This window comes from Companilactobacillus huachuanensis, from assembly GCF_005404815.1.
Classification (GTDB): Bacteria; Bacillota; Bacilli; order Lactobacillales; family Lactobacillaceae; genus Companilactobacillus; species Companilactobacillus huachuanensis.
This window is the reverse complement of the sequence record NZ_BJDF01000035.1, coordinates 1-16,207: the sequence shown is the minus strand read 5'-3', so window position 1 is coordinate 16,207 and position 16,207 is coordinate 1. Positions and strand designations below refer to the sequence as shown.

Annotated in this window: 13 protein-coding genes; 3 read left to right on the top strand and 10 right to left on the bottom strand. The window is 36.4% G+C overall.

Annotated elements, in window-relative coordinates:
- Nucleotides 1–176: 176 nt before the first annotated feature.
- From FFM71_RS12780 to FFM71_RS12760, 5 genes are all read right to left on the bottom strand, one after another.
- Nucleotides 177–908 (bottom strand): GntR family transcriptional regulator, encoded by a 732-nt coding sequence (locus FFM71_RS12780; RefSeq protein ID WP_137612547.1) that lies wholly within the window; start codon nucleotides 906–908, stop codon nucleotides 177–179.
- Nucleotides 909–974: 66 nt separating this feature from the next.
- Nucleotides 975–2,633 (bottom strand): alpha,alpha-phosphotrehalase, encoded by a 1,659-nt coding sequence (locus FFM71_RS12775; protein ID WP_137612546.1) that lies wholly within the window; start codon nucleotides 2,631–2,633, stop codon nucleotides 975–977.
- Between the two features lie 633 nt (nucleotides 2,634–3,266).
- Nucleotides 3,267–5,000, bottom strand: coding sequence for an ABC transporter ATP-binding protein (locus FFM71_RS12770; RefSeq protein WP_137612545.1), 1,734 nt, complete (start codon nucleotides 4,998–5,000; stop codon nucleotides 3,267–3,269).
- Nucleotides 4,997–6,763, bottom strand: coding sequence for an ABC transporter ATP-binding protein (locus tag FFM71_RS12765; RefSeq protein WP_137612544.1), 1,767 nt, complete (start codon nucleotides 6,761–6,763; stop codon nucleotides 4,997–4,999). Before FFM71_RS12765 ends, FFM71_RS12770 begins: the two co-directional genes overlap by 4 nt.
- 47 nt (nucleotides 6,764–6,810) lie before the next feature.
- A complete protein-coding gene (locus tag FFM71_RS12760; RefSeq protein WP_137612543.1) occupies nucleotides 6,811–7,272 on the bottom strand; it encodes a MarR family winged helix-turn-helix transcriptional regulator in 462 nt (153 codons plus the stop codon).
- Between the two features lie 143 nt (nucleotides 7,273–7,415).
- Here FFM71_RS12760 and FFM71_RS12755 point away from each other — a divergent pair, with 143 nt between their 5' ends.
- Nucleotides 7,416–7,958 carry a GNAT family N-acetyltransferase gene (locus FFM71_RS12755; RefSeq protein WP_137612542.1) on the top strand — a complete coding sequence of 181 codons (543 nt, stop codon included), beginning with the start codon at nucleotides 7,416–7,418 and terminating at the stop codon, nucleotides 7,956–7,958.
- A 379-nt stretch (nucleotides 7,959–8,337) separates the two neighbouring features.
- Here FFM71_RS12755 and FFM71_RS12750 read toward each other — a convergent pair whose 3' ends face one another.
- Together FFM71_RS12750 and codA are read right to left on the bottom strand one after the other, a co-directional pair.
- On the bottom strand, nucleotides 8,338–9,021 hold the full coding sequence (locus tag FFM71_RS12750; protein ID WP_137612541.1) for a GTP pyrophosphokinase: 684 nt from the start codon (nucleotides 9,019–9,021) through the stop codon (nucleotides 8,338–8,340).
- Nucleotides 9,022–9,477: 456 nt separating this feature from the next.
- Nucleotides 9,478–10,710 carry a cytosine deaminase gene (gene codA, locus FFM71_RS12745; RefSeq protein WP_137612540.1) on the bottom strand — a complete coding sequence of 411 codons (1,233 nt, stop codon included), beginning with the start codon at nucleotides 10,708–10,710 and terminating at the stop codon, nucleotides 9,478–9,480.
- Between the two features lie 202 nt (nucleotides 10,711–10,912).
- Between codA and FFM71_RS12740 the strand changes: the two genes are divergently transcribed.
- On the top strand, nucleotides 10,913–12,268 hold the full coding sequence (locus tag FFM71_RS12740; protein ID WP_137612539.1) for a cytosine permease: 1,356 nt from the start codon (nucleotides 10,913–10,915) through the stop codon (nucleotides 12,266–12,268).
- 105 nt (nucleotides 12,269–12,373) lie between these two features.
- On the opposite strand, the gene FFM71_RS12735 is transcribed toward FFM71_RS12740, so the two are convergent.
- Complete coding sequence (locus FFM71_RS12735) at nucleotides 12,374–13,792, bottom strand: MFS transporter (RefSeq protein ID WP_137612538.1); 1,419 nt, start codon at nucleotides 13,790–13,792, stop codon at nucleotides 12,374–12,376.
- 70 nt (nucleotides 13,793–13,862) lie between these two features.
- Here FFM71_RS12735 and FFM71_RS12730 point away from each other — a divergent pair, with 70 nt between their 5' ends.
- Nucleotides 13,863–14,387, top strand: coding sequence for a PadR family transcriptional regulator (locus FFM71_RS12730; protein WP_137612537.1), 525 nt, complete (start codon nucleotides 13,863–13,865; stop codon nucleotides 14,385–14,387).
- Nucleotides 14,388–14,824: 437 nt separating this feature from the next.
- Here FFM71_RS12730 and FFM71_RS12725 read toward each other — a convergent pair whose 3' ends face one another.
- Both FFM71_RS12725 and FFM71_RS12720 read right to left on the bottom strand, forming a co-directional pair.
- Nucleotides 14,825–15,481 carry an NAD(P)H-binding protein gene (locus FFM71_RS12725; protein ID WP_137612536.1) on the bottom strand — a complete coding sequence of 219 codons (657 nt, stop codon included), beginning with the start codon at nucleotides 15,479–15,481 and terminating at the stop codon, nucleotides 14,825–14,827.
- A gap of 71 nt (nucleotides 15,482–15,552) precedes the next feature.
- Nucleotides 15,553–15,906 (bottom strand): cyclophilin-like fold protein, encoded by a 354-nt coding sequence (locus tag FFM71_RS12720; protein WP_137612535.1) that lies wholly within the window; start codon nucleotides 15,904–15,906, stop codon nucleotides 15,553–15,555.
- Nucleotides 15,907–16,207 lie beyond the last annotated feature (301 nt).

The following is a 16,207-nucleotide window of genomic DNA, read 5'->3' as shown; positions in this document are numbered from 1 at the left end:
TAGTCATCTACCTCATTAAGTGGATTATATCAAAAAAGCACCCATAACTGGATGCTTAAAAAACATTATAAATATCTTATGGACTTTTTCAGCAGCCTCGGTCGAGACCGCACCTTGGCTCGAGCCGGTCCCACAGCAGGCAAAAAATCACTACCAACCGGAGGCGGCCCCCACCTCTAATACGATTCGAAACCAACCAATGAATAATGGTTAGGAATATATTTTGTTTCAGTGCATTCAAAAAGACTTCCTAAATCAGTATAAACATACTTTTTCAAAACACCGACGCAGTTAGCATCATCCAAATCCAAATTATCGAATTCTTTTTTGGTAGCTGATTCGACAGATGCGATTGAACGTGCAGCAGCAATTTTGAAAAGATTTTCATCACGAATATATTGATAAACTGACCCTTCAGCATCAATCAATGATAGATCAGGAATATTTTCTTTTCTGAAATAACTAGTATCAATTGCCATGGCTTTTCCATTAACTAAACGCAAACGTTCAATATAATAGGCTTTATCGCCCACAGTAAATGATGTGTGCTTTGAAAGCATATCGTCAATTTCAACTTCTTCAAAATCCAATACCTTAGTTGTTAATTTTTTAATGAATTTATTTTGTGGGAAACTCATCAAATCTTGGAAGCCAAAATGATTGGCAGCCGAAAAAATAACTCGGTTGTCGACAATTGGTTCTAAGACCACTACGCCACGGCCTTTAACGGTATAGACTAGTCCATCAGCTTGTAACTTTTTAAGTGCACGGCGAATAGTATTTCTCGTAACACTAAAACGTGCTGAAAGATCTTCCTCACCTGGCAAAATAGACTTTGGTGGATAGACATTGCTATCAATTTCACCTTTTAATATATGGTAAATATCTGAATATAAGTTCTTTGGCATAATGTCTCCTCAATTGGTTCTGCAGTTTAATTAAATTACCCTCTAATGAAATTTTTAAAACACTCCTTACGAGCGTCTTTTATTTTCTAGCATTACAGATTCATATGGTCGTAAAGTTACTGTCCCATCACTCATTTCGATGCCTTCATAGTTCCCCAACAATAAATCGAAGCCATCAGAAACTTTCCTCTTTTGAGACTTATCAGTAAAATTAGCCATTACTAAAATTTTACCCTTGTCGTCATATCTTTCATAGCTATAAACGCTATTATCTTGGGGATTTAACAATTTATATTCCCCATCTGCTAATAATACCTTATTTTTACGTAGGAAAATCAATGCCCGATAAAAATTAAAGACATTATTTTTCATTTTCAAGACTTTTTCTACAGAATAATCATCATGATAAAGTGGCGTCAACCAAGGTTCTCCTGTCGTAAATCCATAATACTTACTTGAATCCCATTGCATTGGCAATCGCGAATTTTCACGTGACTTCTGTTGCAAAATCTTGATTGCTAACTTTTTATCAACGCCATTCTTTAATAAATCATTATAAGCGTTGATCGACTCATGATCTTGATACTGACTAATATCGGTGAAATAGGCATTTTTCATCGCAATTTCGTCACCTTGATAAATATAAGGGGTTCCTTGTAATCCAAATTCAACCATTGCCAACAATTTAGCCGATTGGTCACGGTACTTATCATCATCAGTAAAACGAGAGATTGCTCTTGGTTGATCATGATTATTCCAGAACAATGCGTTCCAGCCACCTTGATGGTTCATTTTAACTTGCCAATCACTCAATATTCTCGTTAAATCAGTCAGCTTGTAATGACCAAGAGTCCACTTGTTTCCGCCAGTGTAATCAACTTTAACGTGGTGGAAAGTAAAGGCCATTGATAATTCCTGACGTTTGGGATTGGTATATTTAACAGCTTCCGAAATAGGTGTTGATGAAAGTTCTCCAACAGTAACAAATTTGTTAGGTCCAAAAACTTTTTCATACATTTCATGAATATACTCATGTACATGAGGTCCATTGGTATAGAAATTACGCCCATCATCTAACGGCGTTTCGAAGGAATCATCAGGTAAATTTTTATCCTTAGAAATATTGTTGATAACATCCAATCTGAAGCCATCAATGCCCTTTTCAGCCCAATATGACAGCATTTTAAATATTTCAGCGCGTAACTTTTCATTACGCCAGTTCAAATCAGGCATTGTTACATCATACAAATGCAAATAATACTGATCTAATTCAGGAACATACTTCCAGGCACTACCACTGAACTTAGAGACCCAATTATTGGGCTCATGTCCATCAACTGGATCACGCCAAATATAGAAGTCATGATAAGGATTATCCTTTGACTTCAACGCCTCTTGAAACCATCTATTCTCATTTGAAGTGTGATTCAAAACCATGTCCATGATAATCTTGATACCACGCTTATGTGCCTCATTCAATAACTTCTCAAAGTCGTCCATCGTTCCAAAAATTGGATCAATTTGATAATAATCGGCAATATCATAACCATTATCATTTCCTGGAGAACGATACATCGGTGTCAACCAAATCAGACCAATACCCAAATCTTGCAGGTAGTCTAGTCGAGAAATAATACCGTTGATGTCACCCACACCATCGCCATTTGAATCTTGAAAACTGCGTGGATAAATCTGATACACAGTTTCTTTTTGCCATTCCTTCATGTAAGTTAGTACTCCTCATTGTAAATATTAATTTAAGCCTACTTTATGCGTTCAGTTTATAATATGTTTATACACCTGTCAATTGCTTGAAAATTTGAAATTTTCCAAAAAAGCACTTTCATTGTTATTATAATAGTTATTTTCCCAACATCGAGCACGTTAAAATAAATTTTAAAATATCTAAAAAAATAGCATTCAACCTTCAGTTAGAAACAAAAAAGAAGTTGTTTTTCACTTGGTCTGAATCCAAAGTAAAAAGCAACTTCCTTATTAGGGCTAACCCTGGTGCTATTTGATAATTAATTACTGAAGATTGAACGGTGAAAATTTAATCTGACCATTGTTATTAATGGCCTAGAGCTAACTTATTTAAATTCAGAAATCTTTATTTTACGCAAATTGCCCCAAAAAATAAACTAGTCGGAAGAGCTGGGAAATATTTGTGTGCCGTGGAAGTGGTGTTATGGCTTTAGCCATTACACCACCGGGCGAGTTTGGAGACTTACCGGTTTGTGGTAAGTCTTCAAACCGAGGTTCGAGACCGCTTCACAGGCTCGGGCCGTTCCGCACAGCTAGTGAATATTTCCCAGCTCTGGAGACGGGATATTTAACTAGCACCACACTTTAAGCCATTTATTCCTTTGTAAATTGACTATTATACATATTATTATAGAAACCTTTGGCAGCCATCAATTCAGCATGGGTTCCCCGTTCAATAATCTCACCATCTTTAACTACCAAAATCAAATCAGCATTCTTAATGGTAGAAAGACGATGGGCAATGACAAATGATGTCCGATTTTTCATCAAAATATCCATTGCCTGTTGAATCTGTTCTTCAGTTCTTGTATCGACTGAACTAGTGGCTTCGTCCAAAATCAGCATCGGTGCATTTCGAATCAGAGCTCGAGCAATTGTTAACAATTGTTTTTGACCGACTGACAAGCTGACTGAATCATTCAAAACAGTATCATAGCCTTTGGGCAATGTTTCGATGAAGTGATCCAATCCCACGGCTTTGGTTGCTGCCTTAATTTGTTCGTCTGTCACGTTCTCTTGATTGTAAACTAAATTATTTCGAACGGTATCTTCAAATAACCAAGCATCTTGCAAAACCATATCAAACTGTTTTCTAACTTCCGAACGTTGCATTTTAGTAATATCGACACCATCTATTTTAATTTTTCCTTGATTCATGTCGTAAAAGCGCATTAATAAATTAACCGTTGTTGTTTTACCAGAGCCAGTGGGACCGACAATAGCAATCTTTTGACCTGCTTTAGCTTGAAGTGAAAAGTTCTTGATAATTTTTTGGTCAGGTAAGTAGCCAAACTCAACATTGTCAAATTCAACGTTTCCTTTGGTTCCATCAAGCACTTCGTTCTTACTACTTTCGTCAGTGACTTCAGTTTCTTCTAGGAAACCAAAAACTCGTTTCATAGCAGCTTGGGCAGACTGTAAACTAGAAAATGCCTGCGTAATTTGAGTTAAGGGTTGTGAGAAAAGTCGCACATAGATCATGAAAGCCACAATAACACCAATCGTTATATGACCGTTCAAAACCAAAATAGCACCCACAACACTGACCATAACGTAACCGAAATTACCGATAAAATTCATCAACGGTTGCATAATTCCAGATAAGAACTGTGACTTCCAAACATTATCCTGTAAATCTTCATTTAACTGGTTAAATTCAGTTTTAGCTTGTTTTGTATAATTATAAGTTTTGACTACTGTGTGTCCGCTATAAATTTCTTCTAAGTAGCTGGAAACATCAGCCAATTTATTTTGTTGATTATAAAAATATTTTTGCGAGCGAGCAATTAAAACAATTGTCAGAATAAATCCTAGTAAAACTGATAAGACCGCGGTAATTCCTAATGTGACGTTTGTTGTAAACATCATTACGATACTACCAATCAACAGCGTCACCGCAGAAACTAGAATACCTAAACTTTGATTCAAAGATTGACCAACTGTATCCAAATCATTGGTTACTCGACTGAGGGTATCACCTTCACTATGTGTATCAAAATACTGCAAAGGTAAATTATTAATTTTTTTAGTGATTTTAGTACGTAACTTTTGGGTAAATTTTTGCGTAATAGTTGCCATAATAAAACCTTGTCCATATGAAACAATGGCTGCAATCGCGTAAATAATTCCTAACATTATGACGATTCGCATAACTTTAGTTAAGTCGATACTGCCAACTAGACCTTTGGTAATTAAATCAGTAATTTTACTCAACTGATTAGGTCCAATAATTGTTAAAATACTGCCGGCCATAGCAAAAATAATTGCAATTATGACTGGTGTTAAGTACTCTGAACCATATTTTTTAATACCATTGATTACTTTCATTCAGCCAATTCCTCCTTTGATAATTGTGAGTAGGCAATTTCTTGATAAACTTCATTGTTCTTCAATAATTCTTCGTGTGTACCTAAACCAGCGACTTTACCATCGTCTAAAACAATAATTAAATCAGCATCCATGATTGTGCTGATCCGTTGAGCAATAATCACTTTAGTCGTTTGGGCTGCTTGCTCCTTTAGCGCCGTTCTCAATTTCTGGTCGGTTGCATAATCAAGTGCTGAGAAAGAATCATCAAATAACAAGATTTCAGGCTTTCTAGCAATTGCTCGCGTAATTGCCAACCGTTGTTTTTGACCACCAGAGAAGTTATCACCATGTTGGGAAACTTTAGCATCTAAATGATGTTTTTTACTTTCAACAAAGTCCCTCGATTGGGCTACATCTAAGGCGTTATAAAGGTCTTTATCTGATTTCTTATCAATTATGTCTGATGTACCGAAATCGATGTTAGAACGTATTGAACCGCTGAATAAGACTGCTTTTTGAGGAATATATCCCAGACGTTTGTTCAAATCTTCTACTGCATAATTTTTAACGTCGACACCATCTATTAATACCTGTCCAGAGGTTGTGTCGTAAAGTCGTGGAATCAAGTTCATAGCGGTCGATTTACCACTACCTGTTGACCCGATGAAGGCAATCGTTTGACCAGATTTGGCCTTGAAACTAAGATCATGAATTGCGTCAGCTTCGGCTTCTGGATATCGAAAACTAACATTTTTAAATTCAATTGTTCCTGTCTGTGTGGGCGTCTCAGTAGTTGCGTCTTGATAGGTAATTGAAGGTTTCACATCCAAAACGGCGTTAATTCTAGAAACTGAAACTGTGACACGAGGTAGCAAAATAAAAATAATTGATAAGAGCAAGAATCCTAAAATAACTTGCATCGCATATGACGAGAAGACAATCATGTTACTGAAGAGCGTCAAACGAGCAGAACCTACGGTCGCCTGATTGATAATAATGGCACCAATTCCATAAACAGCCAATGTCAAAGTACTCGAAATAAAGCTCATCCCAGGATTCATCAATGCCAACACACGATTAGCAAAAAGGTTTGTATTCGTTAAATCCTTATTAGCTTGATTAAACTTCTGATTTTGATAATCCTCCGCATTATAAGCGTGAACAACTCGAATACCAGTCAAATTTTCACGCGTTACTAAGTTTAGACGATCCGTTAAACTTTGAACCTTTTTGAATTTTGGTTGAACCATCAATAGAATAAACGTCAGCATAGCAATCAAAATAACTACGGCAACCGCTGTTGCAGTGGTCCATTGCCATCCTTTGTTTGCAATCTTAGTAATGGCCCAAATGGCAGTAATTGGTGCTTTGATAATAACTTGTAATCCCATAGCAATAAATTGTTGTAATTGGGTTAGATCATTTGTGGAACGCGTTAACAAACTCGAAACTGAAAATTTCTTGATGTCTTGAGTCGAATAATCCATAACCTGATCAAAGACATCTTTTCTTAAGCGAGCTGTAAATCCGGCCGCCACATGAGCAGCAAAATATCCTACAATGATTGATGCCACTGCACTCAATACAGAGAACAAAATCATCATCATCCCAGGTTGTAAGATTTGGTTAATCGTTGTCCCTGATTGTTCCAATTTCTCAGTAATAGTTGACATATAACTAGGAATCTCTAATTCCAACCACACTTGTAAAATAATAAAAATCAAACTTATACCAATCATTGAATATTCTTTTTTATTCAATCGTTTAAATAATTTAATCATTTATTTCCTCCTCTAGTTCGTATACGAACTATAATTACAAAAAAATACTATTGTGCATTCATCTTGATTTGCTTGAGCACTTTAAAAAATGTTTCCAGATCTTCTTCAGAAATACCTTGGCGTAACTTGGCCTCCGTTGCGTTAGCTGACTTATCGATTTCTTGCATAATATCCTCCGCATAGTTAGTCAGATGCAAACACTTCACACGGGCATCATCAGTTGCCGGAGTTGTGTATAACAAGCCATTTTTAACCATTCGGTGAACCAGGCCACTAGCGGTTGATTTACTGATGTGCATAGTCTTCTCCAAATCTTTTTGAATGACCCGGTCTTTATGACTATGAATAAATCCAACAGCCATCCCTTGCAAACGGGAGATCCGATCACTAGCATGATTATCTTTAAATGGATTAGTGTCGTGGCTTTCACCCTCATTGTGGATATAATTAAATATCTGTTGAGAAACATCTCTAATATTAAAAGCAATCATAGTTCTAGGATCAAACATATTATTCTCCTTTTTGTTCGTATGCGAACTATACTAACTATTTTACAGAGTAAAGTCAATAATTTTTTTTAAATAAAACTATTTACACCGACTGAATAATAGTTTATATTCAAATTCTAATTTATGATTTGGAGATAAGAAGGATGCGTCAAATTACAACAGAGAGATTAATCATTCGTCCGCTTCAAGTAACGGACCATGATAAATTAGAAGCGATTTTGTTGGATCCAGCGGTCGTTCGATATACAAGGTATCGTGACGTCAAAACGCCAACTAATTTCACTGCTATTTTTGAAAGCCACTTTTTAAATACGGCTTATACATTTGGAATCGAAACAAAAGATGAACATACGTTGATCGGTTTCTATGAATTCCATCCTGAAGATACTACAGGTATTTTAACTTATGCTCTGGCACAAAGTGCTTGGGGAAAAGGCTACGTCGCTGAAGTTGGCAGTGCAATGATGGCCTACGGTTTCAACGTTTTGAATTTTGAAAGAATTGAAGCTCATTACGCCAGCACTAATCCACGTTCTGGCAAAGTTATGCAAAAAATGGGCATGCGTGACCTCGGTTCAATGGGTACCTTCCCTTCACCGCATACTGGAGAAGTCAGACAGGTCATGGCCTACGAACTCAAAAGGGCTGATTGGATTGCGGATAACAAACAAGAAGAAGCGGTTTAGACAAATAAAACTCTTTGTAACAATCATTGTGATTATTACAAAGAGTTTTTGTTTTATATTTTATTTAACTAAAGGTTGAAATTTTAGTTAAGTATGCCGTTTCCAGAGCTGAGAGTATTCATATGCTGCGCGGAACGGTTCGAGCCAAAGAGCGGTCTCGAGCCTCGGTTGAAGCCTCGCAAAAACCGCGAGTCTTCAACGCGTCCGGTGGTGTAATTGCTGAAGCAATAACGCCACTTTCGCGGCAAATGAATACTCTCAGCTCTTCCAACTAGTTTGTTTTTTTAATAGCAGTAACAACAAAGCAAAGGTCTTTATTTAAACAAATTATCCTTTCAACCTTCAGTAAATAGACTATTAGTCAGCACACCGCCATTAATTAGATCAGATCCTTATGAATTTCTTGCATGCCACGTTCAATCTGTTCCAATTCCTCAGCATAACCTTTCAACTGATTGCCATATTTATCAACTAATTCTTGATTAGCGTCGGTCTTATAACGTAATTTATGTTCCAAGCTAGCCCACATATCCATCCCAACAGTTCTAATTTGAATTTCAACGGGTACATCAACTGGTCCACTAGCTTGAAAAACTGGCACTTTCACAACTATGTGCAGACTACGATAGCCACTTTCCTTTGGATGTTTTATGTAATCCTTACGTCTTAATAACGTAACATCGGTTTGATGTGTTAACAATTTTTCAACATTATAAATATCATCAATATAATTGGTAATTACACGAATGCCAGCAATATCATAGATATTCTTCTGAATGCTGTCAGCTGTCAATTCATAGCCTTTACGCTCGGCTTTTTGTACCAAACTCTGGACATCTTTCATCCGTGATTCCATATGATGAATGGGATTGTAGTCATAATTTACTTGAAATTCGGCATCCAAATTTTCTAATTTCGTGCTGATTTCTCGCTGTCCAGCCTGATAAAGCTGATACGTTTTAATCATTTTAGAAAGTTCTTTGATATCAGGTTGATTTGCAATACCACCCAATTGAGCTTGAAGTTTATTTAAATTAATAACATTAGATCTTTCTAGTATCATTTATTTTTCCTTTTTAGTATTTTAACTGAAGGTTGAAAGTTTGATGCACTATGCCGTTTCCAGAACTGAAAGTATTTTTAACAATAGGAATGTCCAATTGTAATTTTTTGCTATTTAACTAAATTGGTAAATAAATTGAACTTAGGACTATCACAGCAATGTTTATATCACTTTTCCTCCTTTCAACCTTTAGTTAAGTATGTCGCCTCCGGTCAGTTCCTTTATTGTAAGCCCTTCAATGATTTATATAAAACCTTTGAATTTCTTAGATTTTTTCCAAAGTTATCATTGAACACAAAAAGGCACCCTCGCGGTTACCTTTATCTTATACTTATTTAAAAATAACGCATGGATAAGTCCAACTTCCACTTGAAACAAAAATACTGGTCGGAAGAACTCCGAGATATTTGTGAACAGTGTAAGTAGTGAATATTTTCAATTCTGAAGTCGTCAAAACTAAATATATAATTCAGTTTCAGCTGGTTTAGTCTTACCAATAATTTTACCATTATGTACTGACAACAAGACTGAAGCACGCTTGTTCAAGGCATCGTAGAAATTGTGAGCATTGATTAATACAAAGTTTGCTGGTTTGCCAACTTCAATACCATATTGATCTTGAACATGCATTGCACGAGCACTATTGGTCGTAATAAATTTATATGAATCCATAATTTGTTGGTGACCCATCATTTGAGTAGCGTGCAGCCCTTCTGACAAAACATCATACATATTGCCATTACCCATTGGATACCAAGGATCTTTAATATCATCTTCACCAAAGGCCACGTTTATTCCATTGGCGTCTAATTCCTTAACACGAGTCAACCCACGACGCTTTGGATAGGTGTCGAAACGTCCACCAAGATACATATTAACCAAAGGATTTGAGATAAAGTTCATATTTGACATCTTCAAAAGACGCATCAATTTATACATGTATGCATCGTTATATGAACCCATAGCGGTAGTATGTGACGCCGTTACTCTTTCACCCATGCCACTCTCATAAGCCAATGTAGCTAGGGTCTCAAGACTTCTGGAACTTGGATCATCAATTTCATCACAGTGTGCATCGAACAACAAGTCATTTTTTTGTGCTAAGTCAAAAGCAAAGTGAAGTGATTCAACTGAATATTCACGATTGAATTCAAAATGAGGAATCGCCCCGACAACGTCAACACCCAAATCAACGGCCTTTTCCATCAATTGTTTACCATTTGGATAAGAAAGGATTCCTTCTTGTGGAAAGGCAACTAGTTGCAATGTCATCCAGTCTTTAACAGACTCACGAACGTCAATCAAAGCCTTGAGAGCCTTCAAACTAGGATCAGTTACATCGACATGTGAGCGAACAAATTGAATTCCGTGACTTGCCTGCATCTTCAAAGCCAAAGTTGCACGTTTTTTGACATCTTGATAGGTTAAATCCTTTTTGCGTTCAGACCAAATACGAATGCCATCAAATAAAGTTCCATTTTCGTTCCATTCTGGTTGACCCGCTGTTAAGGTGCTATCCAAATGAACATGTGGATCAACAAATGGTGGTAAAAGCAACTTTTCGTGACCGACAATAACTTTTTCACCGTCTTTTGGTGTTAGATGATCGGCAATTTCGGTAAATTTGCCATCTTCAATTCTGATATCTTGAGCTGGCCGATTTTCGATTTTGACTTGTTGTAATAACATTGCGATACACTCCTTCGAATTTTTGATATAGTATACAATTTTGAGTTGACAATGCCAAATTTCTACTTTAGACTTTAGAGCAATATAAATCTTTTTAAGGGCGGTCCAGCGAGGCTGACAAAAGAGCGGTAAATTTTGACAATCGAGGGGACTGCTCATCCAAGCAGTTCCTTTTTTACTGCTCACATATGGGGGTAGAAAAATGACCAAAAAAGAACATATTGAAGCAACTACACCAGATCAACGAGCAATGTCCAAGTGGGATATGTTTGCTACTTGGATCGGCGCTAACGCGAATAATGGTACTTGGTACATCGGGGGCGTTATCGCAGCTGTAGGTTTGATTAAAGCATCTACTTTGTTAGTAGTTGTTGGTTCACTTTCGTACGTTTTACTAGGATTTGCATCATATATGGGCTATAAAACCGGATTACCAGCCATGGCCTTAACTCGACCATCCTTTGGTATCAAGGGCTCAATTATTCCGTCAATCGTCAACGTCGTGCAATTTATTGGTTGGGCAGCCATTAATACTTTTATCGCTGCAACTTCAATCAGTATCATTCTCAAAGACATCCTCGGTTGGAACAATTCTTCATTCCATAATCAATTCAGTATTATTATCGGCATTGTCGTTATGTCCATTCTACATCTAATCTCGATTTCACTAGGTGAAAAATCTGTTAAATGGATCGAACGTGTCGGAATTATTCTTGTTATTATTTTAGTTACATGGGAATCAATCGTCGTTTTGAAGACTGTCCCATTCCACGAAATCGTTAAATATGAACCAGCTGCCAAGTTCCAGTTACCTAGTGGTAAAATAGTTGATATTTTGGCCGCGTTTAACTTAGCTTGGGTAACTGCTGCCGCTGACTTTAGTCGCTTTACCAAAGATAAACATGCCGCCACCACAGCCTCATTCTTGGGTGCTAATATCGGACTATTCTGGTTTGCTTTCATCGGCTTGATTGCTACTATCGCGACTGCCATTACCATCAACAAGTTCGATCCTAACAACGCTGACCCTAGTACTATTGCCGCAAAACTTGGCTTGGGAATCTTGGCAATGTTAGTTATCGTTATCACCAGTACAACAGCCAATGCCGTTAACTTAATGGCTGCTGGATCAGCTTTAACTAATATTTTCCATCGACTGAAATTAACGCCAGCACTTTGGATCGTAACATTGGTGGCCACTGCCATGACTTTCATCCCTGTCTATGTAGCAAGTTTTCTAACAACATTTGAAACATTTCTGGATGGAATCGGAATGTTCTTGGGACCAGAAATCGCAATCTTCTTAATCGATTTCTTTGTCATCAGACGCAAGAACTACCAAGTTTCAGAATTCTCCAAGGTCAACGGTAATTACTGGTATACCAAAGGTGTTAATCCCGTTGCTATCATTACATGGGCAATCGGTGTAATCAGTTACCTAATCTTAAACAAACTAGGATTCATCATTGCTACAACAGGGGCAACCTTCCCTGCAATGTTCATCACAGCAATCTGTTACTTAGCTGCTAACAAAATGATTGGTAGCAAACAAAACTAATACATAACTTTAAAAAATAGACTAATACATACGATTTCTCGTTATAGTATTAGTCTATTATTTTTGTATTAATTAACGATTAATTTAATGTAAAAATTTAGTAAATCATTCCTGGCTAACTTTTCGATGCCATAAGAAAATACCCAGCAACAATATCACACTGATCAAACATGATAGGCCAAATGTCATATGCATCCCATCAATAAATAACTGTGGTTGGCTTGGTACATATGACTTAACTCGACTACCATTCAAGATTGACATTGAACCGAATAATAACGTTGTCGACATCGCTGAACCAACGACCATTCCGACGGTTCTAGCTAAACTGTAAACACTGCCGGCAGAACCATAATCTTTTTCAGCAACGTTACCCATGACCAAAACATTATTTGGCGAGTGGAATAATCCATTACCTAAACCGGCGAAAGCAGCTCCAATGGCAAAAATCCAGATTGGATTGTGGAGTCCGCTGATAACGTAGAAAATCTGTCCGAAACTGATGATTGCCAAACCAACTAACGTAATTTTAAATGGATCGTGACGATCGGCTAGAGATCCTGACATTGGGGCAATAAATAACTGCACCACCGGAAAAATCAGTAAGAAAAAGCCACTGAATAACGGACTGAATCCACGCGCATTTTGTAGATAAAATGGTGCTAAAACATCGAAGAAGAAATCAATAATAAAGACCATGAAACAAGCTAACAATTGCATTGTAAACCATTTATTTTTGAATAACGAAACTGGTAAAATTGGTTCAACTTGTTTGGATTCGTAACGGTACAGAATTACCAACAAAACCAAACCGACGATTGTTAAACTGAGAATTCTCCAATCAGCCCATCCCCATTGTTGACTCAAGAGAATTCCGACAAACATACTAGTAAAACCAACTAATAATAAAACCGAGCCGGTTAAATCAAATCCATCGTTAGCAAAGGTTTTATCCAATTTATTAGGTAAATATTTAACTAAAATATATGTCGCGATAAATCCTATGGGAACATTCAGCCAAAAGATGATGTGCCATGGGAAGAAATTTAATAATATCCCGCCCAAACTTGGCCCAATGATACCGCCGAGTGAAACGAATGACCCCATCCATCCTAAAGCTTGGCCGCGACGATTATCTGGAAAAGTTTCCACGATAATGCCATTTGAAGTAGCCATCGTCATCGCTGCCCCAATCGCTTGCAAACTTCGTGACAAGATCAGCGACAACCAATTCACAGACAAGGCACAAAGTGCTGAACTAATGACAAAAATCACAGTCCCCCACTTGAAAAACTTTATCTTGCCGTACTTGTCACCCAATTTTCCAAAAATCATTAAAGTGCTACTCATCACAATCAGATACATTGTTACGACCCAATTGATTAAACTCATATTGGTATTCAACGCCTTGCTCAAGACTGGTAGCGCTACAGTGACAATGCTACTATCTAAAGTAGACATGAATGTCACAATTCCGATACCGAGCAAGATCATCGTTAGATTTTTATTCTCAACTTGTTTCATATTTTACCTCTAAAGTATATATTTATATATATAGTTTAATACATAGTTCAAAAATGTAAAGGAGATTCATATGGCTCGTTCTAACACATTAAAATACATAATTTTAGGACTACTGACACGGAAACCACTGACTGGTTATGACATTAAACAAACTTTTGATAAGGAAAAAGCTGAATTTTGGACAGCACCTTTCAGCCAAATCTATCCCGAACTGAATCGGATGCTCAATAATGACTTGATTAGCCTCTTACCAACTTCTGATACTAATACACGGAAAAAGACTTACCAATTAACTGCGCATGGACGAGAGGTATTTCAGAACTGGCTACAGCTACCATTAGCTGCATCTGAATCTACGTTGGATAATGATAACTTTATTCTGCGATTACATTTTTTGGGACACACGGATCCGACGTTCTTAAAAAATTTGTTGGCATTGCGAGTTAAAACACTTAATCTTGAAATTACTCAACTTGAATTCGAGTTGACCGAAGTCGTTAATCATCCCGAGCAATACGGACGTGAATTAATTATTAAAAAGGAATTGGCCAACAAAAAATCAGATGTCAAACTTTGGAAAAAGGAACTTAAATAGTATTCTGATCATCAGTATCCAAAGTTTAAAAGTTTAGTTACGTATGCCGTTTCCAGAGCTGAGAATATTTTAATAGCCGGAACAAATAAAACGAATATTTCTGAGTATTTAAATAAATTATCTCTAGACCTGTAATAGCAATCCTTAGATTAATTTTTCACCTTTCAACCTTTAGTTAACCACAAAAAAAGCTTCAGACACGAGTAGAGTCTGAGGCCTTTTTGATTTTGAAAACGACTGTTTTAAAATTAAAATCTGAAGATTAAAGGGTGAATAATTAATCGAACTATTATTACTACTGTCTTATTGTTCCTTAAAAAAAACTAGTTGAAAAAGCTGAAAGTATTCATTTGAGCCGAAGTTCGAGACCGCTCTTTGGCTCGGGCCATTTCGAACAGCAAATAAATGCTCTCAGCTTTGGAAACGGCTTATCTAACTTATAATCTTTTCTCTATATTTTTAATCTTAAACAACATATCGTCAGTACCTGGTTGAGAAATTCCCAGACTCCTACAGGCGTAATTATCAGGATCAGCAATTATCTTTAAGATAAAATCAGCAATACTTGTACGAGAAATCATAGTTCCCTTAAATATTTCACCTTTTTCCGTCAACTCATAATCAATTTTATCGTCATTTGTCATATAAGCGGCACGAAGTATTGTATATTTGATATCCGAATCCTCGATAATTTTTGCAGCCCTTCGTGAGTCTTCTTTAGAAGCGTGACCAACAACTTTCTCAACCCAGGATCCAAAAGGATCCGGTGTTTCGTGATATAAACCCGATCCAGTAATCCAAATAAGTTTCTTAATATTATTCAATTCCATTGATTGGATAATATTTTTTGCTAACAGTTCCATATTTCCCGCCAAATTAGCATATACAATATCTTGATGAGGCATAACAGAATTCAAAATTTTATAATCGCTAATATCTCCTTCAATAATTCTTTCCCGTTCTGGCTCTATAACCGATAACCGATTAGCATTTCTTAAAACTAAAGTTAAATACACGTCAGTCTCAGCTAATAGCCGACGCTCCACAATTTTTGCGATACGTCCATTTGCACCTAAAATTAAAATATTTTTCATTATAGTTCTCCTGATCAAACTTTCCATTAACACGTGACTTTGTCTATAGAATCAAATTTTAAAAGCTTTCCTTAGCATTCTTCAAACTTCATTTCAATATTTCCGGAAGTACTTAATTGACTTAAATTAAAGTCATTAATGTGACCTATTTTTTGTAAATCGCTAATTATCTCTCCCGTTTGTCTATAAAAAATCACGAAACTATGTCGTGGTGTCCAGTAAGCAATGTCTCCAGTTTTATATCCCGATGTTCGTGCCTCCTGCGCCGGTAATGCTTGCTTAAAACGGTATGTCAGCTCACGTGAATACAAATTTAACATTGGTAACTCAATTGGCATTTGTTCTAATAACGCTTCAGTGGTTGCATTCTCTTCAAAATTAGCAGTTAATATTTTATTTCCAATGGTGATTTTAACTTTTCTCATATATATTCTCCTTTAATCCAATACGTCGTTAACTTTGATATAAAATAATTTTTGCGTAAAGTAATTTTTTTCTGAAGGTGAAAAAGTGATATAAACATTGCTGTGACAGTCCTAAATTCAATTTATTTAAACAGCAAAAAATCACAATTGAACATTCTTATTATTAAAAAACTAGTGGAGTGTAGCTCTCACTTTTATATTCTGATATAATCAATTCAAAAAAGGATATATTTTATGAAATCAGATATCAGACCTGTTAAACAACACATCAATCTTTCCGATGATCAAGTTACTCGTTTAC

Coding starts and splice junctions, on each gene's coding strand:
- FFM71_RS12780 (WP_137612547.1), bottom strand. CDS start 908: ATGCCAAAGAACTTATATTCAGATATTTACCATATATTAAAAGGTGAA.
- FFM71_RS12775 (WP_137612546.1), bottom strand. CDS start 2,633: ATGAAGGAATGGCAAAAAGAAACTGTGTATCAGATTTATCCACGCAGT.
- FFM71_RS12770 (WP_137612545.1), bottom strand. CDS start 5,000: ATGAAAGTAATCAATGGTATTAAAAAATATGGTTCAGAGTACTTAACA.
- FFM71_RS12765 (WP_137612544.1), bottom strand. CDS start 6,763: ATGATTAAATTATTTAAACGATTGAATAAAAAAGAATATTCAATGATT.
- FFM71_RS12760 (WP_137612543.1), bottom strand. CDS start 7,272: ATGTTTGATCCTAGAACTATGATTGCTTTTAATATTAGAGATGTTTCT.
- FFM71_RS12755 (WP_137612542.1), top strand. CDS start 7,416: ATGCGTCAAATTACAACAGAGAGATTAATCATTCGTCCGCTTCAAGTA.
- FFM71_RS12750 (WP_137612541.1), bottom strand. CDS start 9,021: ATGATACTAGAAAGATCTAATGTTATTAATTTAAATAAACTTCAAGCT.
- codA (WP_137612540.1), bottom strand. CDS start 10,710: ATGTTATTACAACAAGTCAAAATCGAAAATCGGCCAGCTCAAGATATC.
- FFM71_RS12740 (WP_137612539.1), top strand. CDS start 10,913: ATGACCAAAAAAGAACATATTGAAGCAACTACACCAGATCAACGAGCA.
- FFM71_RS12735 (WP_137612538.1), bottom strand. CDS start 13,792: ATGAAACAAGTTGAGAATAAAAATCTAACGATGATCTTGCTCGGTATC.
- FFM71_RS12730 (WP_137612537.1), top strand. CDS start 13,863: ATGGCTCGTTCTAACACATTAAAATACATAATTTTAGGACTACTGACA.
- FFM71_RS12725 (WP_137612536.1), bottom strand. CDS start 15,481: ATGAAAAATATTTTAATTTTAGGTGCAAATGGACGTATCGCAAAAATT.
- FFM71_RS12720 (WP_137612535.1), bottom strand. CDS start 15,906: ATGAGAAAAGTTAAAATCACCATTGGAAATAAAATATTAACTGCTAAT.